The organism is Mycoplana azooxidifex (assembly GCF_014196765.1).
Classification (GTDB): Bacteria; Pseudomonadota; Alphaproteobacteria; order Rhizobiales; family Rhizobiaceae; genus Mycoplana; species Mycoplana azooxidifex.
The window spans coordinates 93,461-107,072 of record NZ_JACIEE010000002.1; the positions used below are offsets into that span (position 1 = coordinate 93,461).

Consider the following 13,612-nt stretch of genomic DNA (forward strand, 5'->3'; position numbering starts at 1 on the left):
TGGACGCCCGCCTGCGGCCACGCGTCAGGGCGCAAGCGAGAAATATTTCGCCGCCTGTGGCGTGACGTGAATGTAGTCCATGTCGGGATGGAGCTTGTCGTCGTTGCGGAGCACATAGCCGCAGACCATCCTGTCGAGGAAATATCCCTCGAACTGTTCGCACAGGCGGTCACCGCTGACCTCGGCCTTGCCGGTGATGCTGGTGTTGGCGGTACGGTAGGCGGTGTCGCCGCTCGTGTCGAAGTACTGCATGAACTCCGTTCCGTTCCGGTGCCGCCCGACCCAGGTCCTGTTCGCGATGAGATTGCCCAACGCGTCCCTAGTCAGGCGTTCAGGCCCCTGCGTCTCGATGCCGAACGGCCAGGCCGAGATACCGGCGGCCTGGAGGTGCTGGAGGTGATAGTCCAGATCCTGCGCTGGCCAGTAATCGTAGAGATGGCTGTAGTAGGTCAGGTTTGTCTCGGGAAAGAGCGTTTGAAGCTTGCGCGCCTCCTCCCGGGCGGCCTTTTCATCGCCAGCGGCTGCATAGGCGCCTGCGAGAAATTCATGCGCAGTTTCTGAGCTGCCGAGTTCCTTCGCGGCTGTGTCGATCAGCGGGATCGCTTCATCGTTCGCGCGGGCGATATAAAGGATCATGCCGGCGAGAAGCGTGAAGCTCGGCACGGGGGTCGGGTCGAGTCGCAAGGCGTATTCCGCCTCGGCGATCGCTTCGCGGTGGCTCCCGGTCAGCGCAAGGACAAGGCCGAGATTGGCGTGCGCTTCCGGATCGTTAGGTCGCGCTGCCGTGGCGCGGGTGGCCGACACCTCGGCCTCGTCGCCATGTCCGTCGACCAGTTGCAGCAGCGCCAGCACCGTGTGCGCGCGCGCATTCTCGGGATCGATCTTGAGCGCCTCGCCGGCTGCGTCATATGCGATCTTTCTCGCAACGGCCGCCGACCAGATGTAGTTGAAGTCGTTGCGCCAGATATCGACAGCGATCCGGGCAATGCCGGCATGCGCGTCGGCGAAACGCGGGTCGAGGTCGATGGCCTTCTGGTAGTAGGACAGTGCCTGCCGATAGGTCTGGACATTGCCGTAGCTCGGCCCTTGCTGCTCGGCCCGCATGTAGTAGTCGTAGGCCTCGAGATTGTCCGTGGGTATGCGCTCGATCTGGTTCCTCTCTCCCTCGCTGATCCGGACTTCCAGAGCGGAGATGATCTTTCCGATCACATCGTCCTGTACCGCGAACAGGTCGGTGAACTGTCGGTCGTATCGCTCCGCCCAGAGCGAAAGACCGGACATGGCGTCGAGCAGCTTGACGTTGATGCGAAGGTTGATGCCGGCGCGTTGCAGGGTTCCTTCGATGACGTACTGAACGCCAAGTTTCCCCGCGGCCGCTTCGATCGCACCACCTGCGTCCGCGACCGCGGAGGCAGAATGCCGGGCGATCACAAACAGGCCCCCCACTTTGGAGAGTTCGGTGATGAGGTCGTCAGTCAGGCCCCGCGCCAGATGGTCCTGCTCCTTGTCTCCGGTCACGTTGATGAAGGGAAGCACGGCGACGGAAGGTTTGTCCGGCAGCGGGTAGGCCAATCGCTGCTGAGTGGGCGGTGAAGGGGCGAGTTGCGTCCACGGCTTCCACCAGTTCAGCCCTCCGATGAGAATAGCGGCGAGGATCGCCATTCCGACCAGCATCCTGCGCCGCGAGAGGCCGCGGAGCGGCGACCATGCCCCTGGGCGTCGCGCGGACGCGTCCGTTTGGACCAGATAGACCCGAATGGGCTCGTCGATGTTCTTGACCCGCTGCAGGCCGCGATCGACGAAAGGCGCGTCCGTCTTGCCGCGCAGTTGTTCGTAGGCGCTGCCGGAGACGGCGATGCCGCCTGGCTCCGACAGCGTCTGCAGCCGGTGGGCAATGTTGACGCCGGTGCCGTGGATGTCGTCACCCTCCACGATCACGTCGCCGAGGGTAATGCCGATGCGAAACAACAGCCGTCGGTCGGCCGGGACGTCGTTCTCTCGCTGCCGCTTTGCATTCTGCACCTCGATCGCGCACTGGAGCGCGTCGAGAACGCTTCGAAACTCGATCAGCAGGCCATCGCCCATTGTCTTGACCAGCCGTCCGTGATGTCGCGCCAAACTGGGCTGAAACACCTCGGAGAGGTCGCACCTGAACCGCGCCCGCGTTCCCTCCTCGTCGGTCGAGCTCAAACGGCTGTATCCGACGACGTCAGCGATCATGACGGCTGCAAGATGACGCTCCATTCTCGACAATCCACGAAGCCCCGTGCTGCTCATGCTACCGCAGGAATGCCGACGGGGCCATGCGCCGTCGACCGGCATCCGGCTCCTGCTGCGATCGCGATGAGCCGCGGATTGAGCAGAGATTGAGGGGATGTAGCTGCCTGGCAGGTTTGCCGGTGAAGGGCGACAATCTGAGATGTTGTCGGATTGGACCCCGCCTTCAACCACGCCCGACTCGACTCCGCGACGGCCAACTGCTTCCTTGCCTCGAGGGAGGACGATGCGATGGCTTATGAATGGGACCAGAGACAGGCGACGCGTGAGCGCATTTGGAGGCTGGCCTCGTTGGTGGCCGGCACCCTGATAACGGTCGGGCTTCCGACGGCTATCGTCCTGGCGGCGATGGGACAGTAGGCATTGTAGAGGCCGATGCCATCAAGTTGCCCTTAAAGTCGGGCATATGCCCCCGCAATCAGGGAGGAAAAGAATGCCACAAATGATCGAAGTATCCGCGGTGGTCGCCGGTAGTCGGGTGCCGCTGGGCCTGCTCACCGTCAGGCAAGCGCTGAATCTGCCTCATTTCACCGAACTCAGGTTCTGTCGGACCGCCGTCGACGCCCGGCAGGAGCGTTGCCTTTCGCGCCAGGAGCTCGAGGAACTGGTACGGCAGTAGAACGCGCGCGGCGCTCCCGGCGGGCGCCGCCGTCACTCGGGCAGGCCGGCCAGCCGCAGTCCGTCCGCAAACCGTTCGAGATCGCTTGGGCGATAGATCGGTAGCCACTCATCGAGGTTGGAGACCCGCAGGGATGGATCGAGGGCGCGCAGGCGTTGCATCGCCTGCTTCGCATTGTCCATTCGTCCGGCAAGGGCGTGGCTGGCCGCCAGGAGGGCGACCGCGGGGAGCAGACTGGGCAGGTTGCCCAACGCCTTCTCCGCCCAGGTGGAGGCGGGATCGGGGCGTCCTGCGAAGAAATGCGCCAGCGCTATCCCCACCTGCATCCGGAACATTTCCGGATCCAGCGGGCTCAGGCGGGAGGCATGCGTCAGATGTGCGATCGCGGCGTCCGTTTCACCGCGGAGCGCGCGCAGGGCGCCGCCGAGAAACCAGGCGGGGGCGTGGTTCGGGTTGAGCAGGACGGCCCTGTCCAGCAGCGCGATGCCGCCGTCGAGGTCGCCGGAGAGATGGGCCAGCGCGTGGCCGCCTCTTGTGAGCGCCACCGTATCGTCGCGGCCCAGTTCGACCGCCAGCCGCGCCAGGCGAATCCCCTCGGCGATCTCTCGTGGCCGATCGGTCATCCAGCCGTTTACCTTGCGCCAGAAATGGCACCAGGCCGCCATGCCATGGGCTGACGCGAACTCCGGGTCGAGTTCGATCGCCTTGTAGAACAAGGGCAGGGCGCCATCGAGCGCCTCGCGGGTGCCGCTGTGCAGCTTCGCCGTGCCGCGCAGGTAGTAGTCGTAGGCATCCAGCCGTTCCGTGGGTTTTCGCTTGGCGCGCTCGATCTCCGCCTGCTCCAGCTGCGGCGCAATCGCGCCGACGACACTCTCGGCGATCTGGTCCTGAAGTTCGAAGATGTCGTCGAGCGTGCCCTCGAAGCGCTCCGCCCAGAGATGGGTAGCACTTGTTGCATCGATGAGCTGCCCGGTGATGCGTACCTTGTTGCCGGACTTGCGCAGGCTGCCTTCCAGCACGTAACGCACGCCCAGTTCCTGGCCGATCTCCCTGACGTCTACCGACCGTCCCTTGTAGGTGAAGCTCGAATTGCGCGCGATGACGAACAGCCATCGAAGGCGCGACAGCGCGGTGATGATATCCTCGACCACGCCGTCGGCGAAATAATCCTGCTCCGGATCGCCGCTCAGGTTCTGGAAAGCGAGGACGGCGATGGAAGGCTTGTTCGGAAGGGCGGGTGCTGCCGGCTTCTCCAACACATCACCGGCCGGTTCTTCGGTGACGGCGGAACCGTCGGACGGTCCCGTCTGCCCGGTCTCGCCTTCGGTGACGTCGCCGACGAAACGGAAGCCCTTGCGGGCGATCGTCCGGACCAGGCGCTGTTCCTCGCCGCTGTCGCCGACCGCCTTTCGGACCGCGTTGATGTGGCTGGTGATGGTCGATTCCGAGACGATCCTGCCGTCCCACACCGCCTGAAGCAGGTCGTCCTTGCTGACGACCCGGTGACGGTTCATCACCAGATGCAGCAACAGGTCGAAAACCTGCGGCCCGACGGTCACGACTTGCGAACGCAGGGTCAGTTCCCTTCGCTGCGGGTCGAGCACGTAGTCTCCAAACACGAAATGCACGTAAACTGTCCCCTGATCGCGTATCGTTTAACTCTGATAGCACGGGATTGCGCGGCTCGCGCGCCTGTCTGGCGCAACACCGCCAACCGAGTGCCCCGTTCTTGGACAAAACTCCAAGCTTGCCTGAGGGGCAATTCAAGGTGGCCGCAAGGACTTCCCGGAAGCGCGCAGGCAATCTCCACCCATGCCGACGGCGATGGTTGCGGTCGGGTGACACGGAGCAAAGCCATGAAGATCGTCGTCATCGGAGGCACCGGCCTCATCGGATCGAAACTTGTGAAGCACCTCCGCGATGGCGGCCACGAGGTGGTTGCGGCGGCCCCCGGCACCGGCGTGAACACCATCACGCGCGAGGGCCTGGCCGAAGCGATGGACAAGGCCCAGGTCGTCGTCGACGTGGCGAACGCACCGGTATGGGAAGACAAGGCCGTCCTCGAGTTCTTCGAGGCGTCCGGTCGCAACCTGATGGCTGCCGAAGCTGCCGCCGGCGTGCGCCACCATGTTGCCCTGTCGATCGTCGGTAGCGAACGGCTGCCCGACAACGGTTATTTCCGCGCGAAGGTCGCGCAGGAAGACCTGATCAAGGCGTCGGGCATTCCCTACACCATCCTGCGGGCCACCCAGTTCTTCGAGTTCGTCGGCGGCATCGCCCAGTCGGCAACCACTGGCGAGGAGATCCGCCTGTCGCCGGCATTGATCCAGCCGATCGCCTCCGACGATGTGGCCGCGGCGCTCGCCGATGTCGCGGTGGCACCCCCGCTCAACGGCACGGTGGAGGTCGCAGGTCCGGAGGCAATCCCGCTCGACGAACTGGTCAGGCGTTTCCTGCGGTTGACGCAGGATCCTCGCAAGGTCGTGCCGGACGTGCATGCACGCTACTTCGGAGCCGTCCTCGACGACCAGTCGCTGACCCCCGGCAGGAACCCGCGCATCGGCGCGAACCGCTTCGATGACTGGCTCGGCCGGCAAGTCGCGCACTGAGTTTCCCCGGACGATGCCCGAACGCCTGGCGGCAGAATGCTGTCGCCCGGGGTCGCGGCGCGATCATCCGCATTCAACAGGACATGAGAAAATGGATTCGCTCGACAAGGCCGCCATCGTCAGCGGTGGAAATTCCGAAGCGGGAGCCGGCAAGGCGCGGCCCAGCAAGAAGAAGATCCTCGGCCTTCTGCTGTGCTTCGGCGCCGTGGTGGTCGTAGCTGCCGGATGGGCCGGAGCCCGTTCGAGCGGCACGGCATCGACCGACAACGCCTATGTTCGCGGGGATGTCACCTCGCTCGCACCACGGGTGGGAGGCTATGTCGTCGCGGTGGAGGTCGAGGACAACCAGACCGTCAGGGCCGGGGACGTCCTGTTCCGCATCGACGAACGGGATTACAGCGCGCGCGTCGCTCAGGCCGTCGCCAATGTCGAGGCTGCCGACGCTCGCCTCACCAACGTCGCTGCGGAAACCAAGCTTCAGCATTCGCTGATCCGTCAGGCCGAAGCGCAGAAGCGGTCGAGCCTCGCGGAGCTGGATCTGGCGATGAAGGCGTACGACCGCAGCCGCCAGCTCATCCGCAACAACACCGTCAGCCAGGCCCATCTCGAGGAAGCCGACGCGACCCGGTCGAGAGCCGAGGCGGGCGTTTCGGCCGCCTCTGCGACGCTGGAGGCCCAACAACAACGCATCGCCGTCCTCGCGTCCCAGCACGACGCGGCCGTTGCCGCCGTGGCGCAGGCACGGGCCGCGCGCGATCTCGCCGGGATCGATCTCGAAAGCACCGTGGTCCGTGCGCCGGTCGACGGCGTCGTCGGCAACCGACAGATCCGCATCGGGCGACTGGTCGCGCCGGGGACTTCCCTGCTCGACATCGTTCCGGTCGACGAGGTGTGGCTCGTGGCGAACTTCAAGGAAACCCAGCTCCAGCACATCCGGCCCGGCCAGCGCGCCCGCATCACGATCGACGGCTATCCGAACGAGACGCTCGACGGCGTCGTCGACAGCTTCGCCCCCGGCAGCGGATCGGCCTTCAGCCTGCTGCCCGCCGACAATGCGACGGGGAACTTCGTTCGCGTGGTCCAGCGCGTTCCGGTCAAGATCCGCTTTTCCAGCAATCCGTTGCCCGGTCGCCTCGTGCCCGGCCTGTCGGCACGGGTCGCGATAGACCTGGGGAGCGGGTCATGACCCCGACCGCCGTCGCCTTGGACCGCGAAAGATCTACGGGAAGCAGCCTTCTTCTCGCGGGCATCGTGCTCGCCGCGCTGACGGAGGCCATCGCCGGCACCATCCTGTCGCTCGGGCGCGGCGACATCATCGGCGACACCTATGCAACGCCCGACGAGTTTGCATGGCTGGATATCGGATACACGACCCTCAAGCTCATCGGTTTCATGACCGCGCCCTGGCTGGTGAGCCGCATCCATCCGCTCGGCGTGTTCATCGGCGCCACGCTCGCCATGGGCATGGCCTGCGCCATTGCCGCCGTCACGGCCCGCCTGGACCTGCTCGTCGCCCTTCGGATCGTTCAGGGCTTCTCCGGCGGCACGCTGCTTGTTGCGGGGCAGGCGATCATATTTCTCGCCTATCGGCGATCCCATCAGCCGCTCCTTCAGGCGATCTTTGCGATGGGAGCGGTCGTCGCCCCCGCGACGGTCGCCCCGGCCCTTCAGGGGTGGTTGCTCGACAGCCAATCCTGGATGTGGATCTTTTTCGGCGTTGTTCCGCTGGCGCTGGCGGCTGTTGGTCTGATGCTGATCTCCGACGGCCCGACAATCACAAGGAGCGCGCATCGCCCGCTCGATTGGATCGGCCTGTTGCTGGTTTCCGTCAGCCTCTTCTGCTTCACCTACGTCCTCAGCCAGGGCAGCCGGTGGGACTGGTTCGAGGAACCGCGCATCCTGTGGCTGACTGTGATCGGTGTAGCTTCCCTGCTGCTATTTCTCGGCCAGCAGGTGTTGGCCAGGGGCCAGGGCTTGCTCGACTTTTCCCTGTTCCGTTCGGACGATTTCTGCTTCGCCCTCATCGTCAGTTTTGTCGCCGGGGCGGCCCTGTTCGGAAGCGCGTACCTGATTCCGGCGTTTGCCGTATCCGTGCTTTCGCTCACGCCCACCGATGCCGGACTGCTGCTGCTGCCGAGCGGCGGGCTGTTCGTCGGCGCGCTCCTCATGGCCGCCTTTCTCATGCAAAAGCGCCGCGTTCCTCCTTTCGCCACGGTGCCCTTCGGCATCCTGACGATCATGGTCGCGATGTGGATGCTGTCCGGATCGACCAGCGAGAGCGGCGCGGGCGACATGATGGCGCCGATCCTGTTGCGCGGCCTGGGCCTCGGCTTCCTGTTTCTCTCGATCACCCTGATCGCCTTCACCAACCTCGACAGCCGAAACCTCGCCTCCGGAATTGGCCTCTTCAACACGGGTCGCCAGCTCGGCGGATTGATGGGGGTCGCAGCACTCCAGACCCTGATCGACCACAACGTCGCAGCCAACGTCGCAATCCTCGGCGCAAACGTGACCGCCGGCAGGCCAGCAGTCATGGAACGGCTGGCGGCTATGACAGCCATGCTGACCGCGAAGGGACTGGACCCGGCGACCGCCGGCCGGGCAGCCGCGAACCTTCTCGGCCGCACCGTATCGGGTCAGGCGACAGTGGTTGCCTTCGATACCGCGTTCAACGCAGTCGCCCTTCTCTTCGTCGTTGCCGCCCCCGTGCTGGTCGGCATCAAGATCGGCTTCGCCCGATACAGGAAACGGCACCCTGTGCAGTCACCGGGGACGAGCGAGCCAGCCCCGGTCTGAGCGGCGACCTCCAGGCTCTGCGGCAGCTTCGCGCACCGTGCGCGCCACCCCTCTTGATCTAGGACAAAGACATCCCGGGCACCGCCCCTATCCTCGCTCCTATCTTCAGTGAGAGAGGCGAAGACCATGGGTTCCTTCAGTATTTGGCACTGGCTGATCGTTCTCGCCGTCGTCCTGCTCCTGTTCGGGCGCGGCAAGATCCCGGAGTTGATGGGCGATGTCGCCAAGGGAATCCGCGATTTCAGGAAGGGCCTCAAGGACGACGATGCCGCAGCGTGATTTCCTGCGGCCGGAGATCGTGCGCAGGGCGAGGACGCTTCTGAAAATCAGGATTGTGAAGCAACGGGCAGGGTTTCTTCGAAGCTGAAATAAAAAGTGAACCGAATCAAATGTATCCTCTTTGGACCATCGGACTGGCAATCCCGCAAATCGAGGATACCATTAGTCATTCCGGAAGGTGTTGTGATCGGCTTCTTGCCGGCTGCAACGGAGGTGGTGTTTCAGGCGCCCCGGCCCTTGGCTGCGGTCACCCAATGTGGTCCGTAGCCGGAGTTGGTTGCAGTCAGGAGAGGTGAGGACGTGTCTGATCTGTCTACCGAGCACCCTGTCCCCGAGAAGCGTTCGCGGCGTCGTGCCGAACTGATCGCGTTCTTCGTGCTGGCTTTCGGCATCTGGCCGCTGGTCGCCGTCGCCGTCGTCGGCGGATACGGCTTCCTCGTCTGGATGTTCCAGATCATCTATGGCCCGCCCGGGCCGCTCGGTCACTGAGGCGCTGAAATGCAGACAGCTTCGCTTTCACGGCGTGAACTCCTGCTTGGTCGTCCGACGGCCAGGGCCGCCATCATCTGTCCCCCCGGCGCCACGATCGGGAGCATCGAGGCCGCCTGCACCGGCTGCGGGCTTTGCGCGGAACGATGTCCCACCGGCATCATCGCCCTTGTGGGCGGGCTGCCGTCGATCGATTTTGCCCTCGGCGAATGCACCTTCTGCGGGCAATGCAGCGCTGCCTGTCCCGAACCCGTCTTTGAGGCCGAGCCGGCGACGCGCTTTCCGCATGTCGCCGCGATCGACGACGCGTGCCTTGCCCGGCACGGCGTCTCGTGCCTGTCCTGCGGCGAGAGCTGTCCCGTGCAGGCGATCCGCTTTCGCCCGCGCATCGGCGGACCATTCGAGCCGGAACTGAGCGCAGAGCTGTGCAGTGGCTGCGGCGCTTGCCTCGCCGTGTGCCCGGTCAATGCGATCGGTCTCGCGCCACGCAAGGCCGAGGTTGGCGAGACGGAGGCTGCCGATGCCTGAGCAGCCGAAACGACATCACATTTCGAGCGCCGTGATCGCCACGATGCCTGCCCATACCGCGGCAGTCCTCGCCGAGATCGCGAAGATGGAAAATGTGGAAGTCCACGGCGAAGGCGGCGGCAAGATCGTCGTCGTGATCGAGGGATCGTCCACGGGCATGCTCGGGGAAAGTTTGACGCGCATGTCGCTCCTGGACGGAGTGATCTCTGCAAACATGGTTTTCGAGCACGTCGAGACAGAGGAGACTGGAAGCGATGACCGGAACACTGACGCGGCGTGACATCCTGAAGGCCCATGCCGCCGGCATTGCCGCGGCCACGGCCGGGGTCGCGCTTCCCGCGGCCGCCCAGCCGGTGCCGGGCGGAGTGGAGGCGCTGGAGATAAAGTGGTCGAAGGCGCCGTGCCGGTTTTGCGGCACGGGTTGCGGCGTCATGGTCGGCGTCAAGGAAGGCCAGGTCGTCGCGACCCACGGCGACATGCAGGCCGAGGTCAATCGCGGGTTGAACTGCATCAAGGGCTATTTCCTCTCCAAGATCATGTACGGGCAGGATCGGCTGCAGACGCCGCTCTTGCGCAAGCGCGACGGCGCCTACGCCAAGGACGGTGAGTTCGAGCCCGTGAGCTGGGACGAGGCCTTCGACGTCATGGCCGAGCAATGCAAGAAGGTGCTGAAGGAAAAGGGACCGACCGCCGTCGGCATGTTCGGATCCGGTCAGTGGACCATCTTCGAAGGCTATGCGGCCACCAAGTTGATGCGGGCGGGCTTCCGTTCCAACAACCTCGATCCGAACGCCCGCCATTGCATGGCGTCCGCGGCCTACGCCTTCATGCGCACCTTCGGCATGGACGAACCGATGGGCTGCTACGACGATTTCGAACATGCCGACGCCTTCGTGCTCTGGGGTTCGAACATGGCGGAGATGCATCCGATCCTGTGGACCCGCGTGGCTGACCGCCGCCTCGGGCATCCGCATGTGCGGGTCGCGGTGCTGTCGACCTTCACCCACCGCAGCATGGACCTGGCCGATATCCCGATGGTGTTCAAGCCGGGAACGGACCTGGTCATTCTCAACTACATCGCCAACCACATCATCCAGACGGGGCGGGTGAAGGAGGATTTCGTCCGCCAGCACGCGAAGTTTGCCCGCGGCGCCACCGATATCGGCTATGGCCTGCGGCCGGACAATCCGCTGGAGACGAACGCTGCGAATTCGGCCGACCCGACCAAGACAGAACCGATCGACTTCGAGGCGTTCAAGGAATTCGTTTCCGAGTACACGTTGGAAAAGACGGCGGAAATGACCGGCGTCGACCCCAGCTTCCTCGAACAGCTGGCCGAGCTCTATGCCGATCCGGATCGCAAGGTCATGTCGCTCTGGACCATGGGGTTCAACCAGCACGTCCGCGGCGTCTGGGCCAACCAGATGGTCTACAACCTCCATCTCCTGACCGGAAAGATCTCCGAGCCCGGCAATAGCCCGTTCTCGCTGACGGGCCAGCCATCCGCCTGTGGCACGGCGCGCGAGGTCGGCACCTTCGCCCATCGCCTTCCGGCGGACATGACGGTGACCAACCCCGAGCATCGCAAGCATGCCGAGGAGATCTGGCGCATCCCGCACGGCATCATCCCGGAAAAGCCGGGCTACCATGCCGTCCAGCAGGACCGCATGCTCAAGGACGGCAAGCTGAATTTCTACTGGGTCCAGGTCAACAACAACGTCCAGGCGGGTCCCAATACCGCCAACGAGACCTGGCAGGGCTATCGTAACCCGGACAATTTCATCGTCGTCTCGGATGCCTATCCGACGATCACGGCCATGAGTGCGGACCTGATCCTGCCGGCCGCCATGTGGGTGGAAAAGGAGGGCGCCTACGGCAATGCCGAGCGCCGCACCCACGTCTGGCATCAACTCGTCCAGGCCAAGGGCGAGGCGCGCTCCGACCTGTGGCAGTTGGTGGAGTTCTCCAAGCGGTTTACGACCGACGAGGTCTGGCCCGCGGAGATCCTGGACGCAAATCCGCAATACCGCGGCAAGACGCTCTACGACGTGTTGTACCGCAACGGTGAGGTCGACCGGTTCCCGCTGAGCGGCATCAATCCCGAATACGACAACAACGAAGCCGAAGCCTTCGGCTTCTACATCCAGAAGGGGCTGTTCGAGGAATACGCCGCCTTCGGGCGTGGCCATGGCCACGACCTCGCGCCCTACGACATGTATCACGAGGTGCGCGGGCTGCGCTGGCCCGTGGTCGACGGCAAGGAGACCCTCTGGCGCTACCGCGAAGGCTATGATCCCTACGTCAAGCCGGGCGAAGGCGTGAAGTTCTATGGCCAGAAGGACGGCAAGGCGGTCATCCTCGCCGTGCCGTACGAGCCGCCGGCGGAGTCTCCGGATGAGGAGTTCGACGTCTGGCTCGTGACCGGGCGCGTGCTGGAGCACTGGCATTCGGGCTCGATGACGATGCGCGTACCGGAGCTCTACAAGGCGTTTCCGGGCGCCCGCGTCTTCATGAACGCTGACGACGCCCGCAAGCGCGGCATCAACCAGGGAGCGGAAGTACGTATCGTGTCGCGCCGCGGCGAAATCCGCTCCCGCGTCGAGACGCGCGGCCGCAACCGCATGCCGGCGGGCGTCGTCTTCGTCCCTTGGTTCGACGCGAGCCAGTTGATCAACAAGGTCACCCTCGACGCCACCGATCCCATTTCCAAACAGACGGATTTCAAAAAATGCGCGGTCAAGATTCTCCCCGTCGCCGTCTGAGGCGGCCTGAATGGATGGCAATCGCAGCGGGGCTCCTGCTTTTCGTCGCGACGGCCGCAATTGCCCAGGTGGTGACGCAAACCCCGCCGCAACTGGAGGGGCCGACGCCCCCGATGGCGACCGACGCGGCGGCTCCGCTGCCGAAATGGGTGGTCGACGATCAGCGCAAGATGCGCGCCTATCCCGACCAGCCGCCGATCATCCCGCATTCGATCGAGGGCTACGAGCTTTCGGTCAACGCGAACCGGTGCCTGTCCTGCCACAAGCGGGAGTTCACGCAGGATTCCGGTGCGCCGATGATCAGCGTGACGCACTACATGACCCGGGAAGGCCAGATGCTCGCCGATGTTTCGCCGCGGCGCTATTTCTGCACCGCCTGCCACGTGCCGCAGGCCGACACGCGCCCGCTGGTGCCCAACGGCTTCAGGGACATGAGCGAGATGGGCGTCAAGCCCGCCGGAAGCGAGTGACGCCATGATCGGATGGATAAAGGGCATCATCCTCTGGGCCTGGAAGATTGTCGCGACCCCGGCCGGCACGCTGGGGCTCGGTTTCCTCACGCTCGGTGGTTTCGTCGGCGGAGTGATGTTCTGGGGCGCCTTCAACACGGCGCTGGAACTGACCAACACCGAGCAGTTCTGCACCTCGTGCCACGAGATGCGCGACAACGTCTATCAGGAGCTGACGCGAACGATCCATTTCTCCAACCGCTCCGGCGTGCGCGCCTCCTGTCCGGATTGCCATGTTCCCCATCAGTGGACCGACAAGATCGCCCGCAAGATGCAGGCGTCGAAGGAAGTCTGGGGCAAGATCTTCGGCACGATCAACACCCGGCCGAAATTTCTGGCACATCGGCTGGAGCTGGCGCAGCACGAGTGGGCGCGCCTGAAGGCCAACGACAGCCTCGAATGCCGCAATTGTCATTCGTCGGCGGCCATGGACCTGCAGAAACAGACGCAACGTGCGGCCGAGATCCACACGCGCTACCTGCTTCCCGGCAAGGCGACCTGCATCGATTGCCACAAGGGCATCGCGCACGAGTTGCCCAACATGCAAGGCGTCGACCCGGGCTGGAAGATGCCTCCGGAACTGGAAGGCAACAGGGCGTCGAACATGACCCCCATCGACGATCTCAGCCGTGCGATGAACGAGTTGCACGCGGAAGCCTTCTGACGAGAAGCGTGCCCGCAGTCGCAAGGCCATCCGGACCAATCGAAAGGGCGAGACTGCGCCAACGGTCTCGCCCTTTTCAT

At 64.5% G+C, this 13,612-nt stretch carries 13 protein-coding genes; 11 read left to right on the top strand and 2 right to left on the bottom strand.

Going from position 1 to position 13,612, the window contains the following annotated elements:
* Positions 1–24 precede the first annotated feature (24 nt).
* On the bottom strand, positions 25–2,244 hold the full coding sequence (locus GGQ64_RS03880; protein WP_183799430.1) for a tetratricopeptide repeat protein: 2,220 nt from the start codon (positions 2,242–2,244) through the stop codon (positions 25–27).
* A 475-nt stretch (positions 2,245–2,719) separates the two neighbouring features.
* On the opposite strand from GGQ64_RS03880, the gene GGQ64_RS03885 reads away from it, so the two are divergent.
* Positions 2,720–2,896, top strand: coding sequence for a hypothetical protein (locus GGQ64_RS03885; protein ID WP_183799433.1), 177 nt, complete (start codon positions 2,720–2,722; stop codon positions 2,894–2,896).
* A gap of 32 nt (positions 2,897–2,928) precedes the next feature.
* Here the strand turns inward: GGQ64_RS03885 and GGQ64_RS03890 are convergent, their stop codons facing one another.
* Complete coding sequence (locus GGQ64_RS03890) at positions 2,929–4,524, bottom strand: winged helix-turn-helix domain-containing protein (RefSeq protein WP_183799436.1); 1,596 nt, start codon at positions 4,522–4,524, stop codon at positions 2,929–2,931.
* A 228-nt stretch (positions 4,525–4,752) separates the two neighbouring features.
* Here GGQ64_RS03890 and GGQ64_RS03895 point away from each other — a divergent pair, with 228 nt between their 5' ends.
* From GGQ64_RS03895 to GGQ64_RS03940, 10 genes are all read left to right on the top strand, one after another.
* Entirely contained in the window at positions 4,753–5,505 is a 753-nt protein-coding gene (locus tag GGQ64_RS03895; protein ID WP_183799439.1) for an SDR family oxidoreductase, read from the top strand.
* A 91-nt stretch (positions 5,506–5,596) separates the two neighbouring features.
* Positions 5,597–6,691 (top strand): HlyD family secretion protein, encoded by a 1,095-nt coding sequence (locus GGQ64_RS03900; RefSeq protein WP_183799442.1) that lies wholly within the window; start codon positions 5,597–5,599, stop codon positions 6,689–6,691.
* Complete coding sequence (locus GGQ64_RS03905) at positions 6,688–8,301, top strand: DHA2 family efflux MFS transporter permease subunit (protein ID WP_183799445.1); 1,614 nt, start codon at positions 6,688–6,690, stop codon at positions 8,299–8,301. The genes GGQ64_RS03900 and GGQ64_RS03905 overlap by 4 nt, the downstream gene beginning before the upstream one ends.
* 126 nt (positions 8,302–8,427) lie before the next feature.
* A complete protein-coding gene (locus tag GGQ64_RS03910) occupies positions 8,428–8,580 on the top strand; it encodes a twin-arginine translocase TatA/TatE family subunit (RefSeq protein ID WP_183799448.1) in 153 nt (50 codons plus the stop codon).
* 309 nt (positions 8,581–8,889) lie between these two features.
* On the top strand, positions 8,890–9,069 hold the full coding sequence (gene napE, locus GGQ64_RS03915; protein WP_183800801.1) for a periplasmic nitrate reductase, NapE protein: 180 nt from the start codon (positions 8,890–8,892) through the stop codon (positions 9,067–9,069).
* Positions 9,070–9,078: 9 nt separating this feature from the next.
* Positions 9,079–9,597, top strand: a complete 519-nt coding sequence (locus GGQ64_RS03920; protein WP_183799451.1) for a ferredoxin-type protein NapF — start codon at positions 9,079–9,081, stop codon at positions 9,595–9,597.
* Positions 9,590–9,877 (top strand): chaperone NapD, encoded by a 288-nt coding sequence (locus tag GGQ64_RS03925; protein WP_183799454.1) that lies wholly within the window; start codon positions 9,590–9,592, stop codon positions 9,875–9,877. The genes GGQ64_RS03920 and GGQ64_RS03925 overlap by 8 nt, the downstream gene beginning before the upstream one ends.
* Positions 9,852–12,359, top strand: a complete 2,508-nt coding sequence (napA, locus tag GGQ64_RS03930) for a periplasmic nitrate reductase subunit alpha (RefSeq protein ID WP_183799457.1) — start codon at positions 9,852–9,854, stop codon at positions 12,357–12,359. Before GGQ64_RS03925 ends, napA begins: the two co-directional genes overlap by 26 nt.
* Complete coding sequence (locus tag GGQ64_RS03935) at positions 12,326–12,829, top strand: nitrate reductase cytochrome c-type subunit (RefSeq protein WP_183799460.1); 504 nt, start codon at positions 12,326–12,328, stop codon at positions 12,827–12,829. The genes napA and GGQ64_RS03935 overlap by 34 nt, the downstream gene beginning before the upstream one ends.
* A gap of 4 nt (positions 12,830–12,833) precedes the next feature.
* Positions 12,834–13,532, top strand: coding sequence for a NapC/NirT family cytochrome c (locus GGQ64_RS03940; protein WP_183799463.1), 699 nt, complete (start codon positions 12,834–12,836; stop codon positions 13,530–13,532).
* The last annotated feature ends 80 nt before the right edge of the window (positions 13,533–13,612 follow it).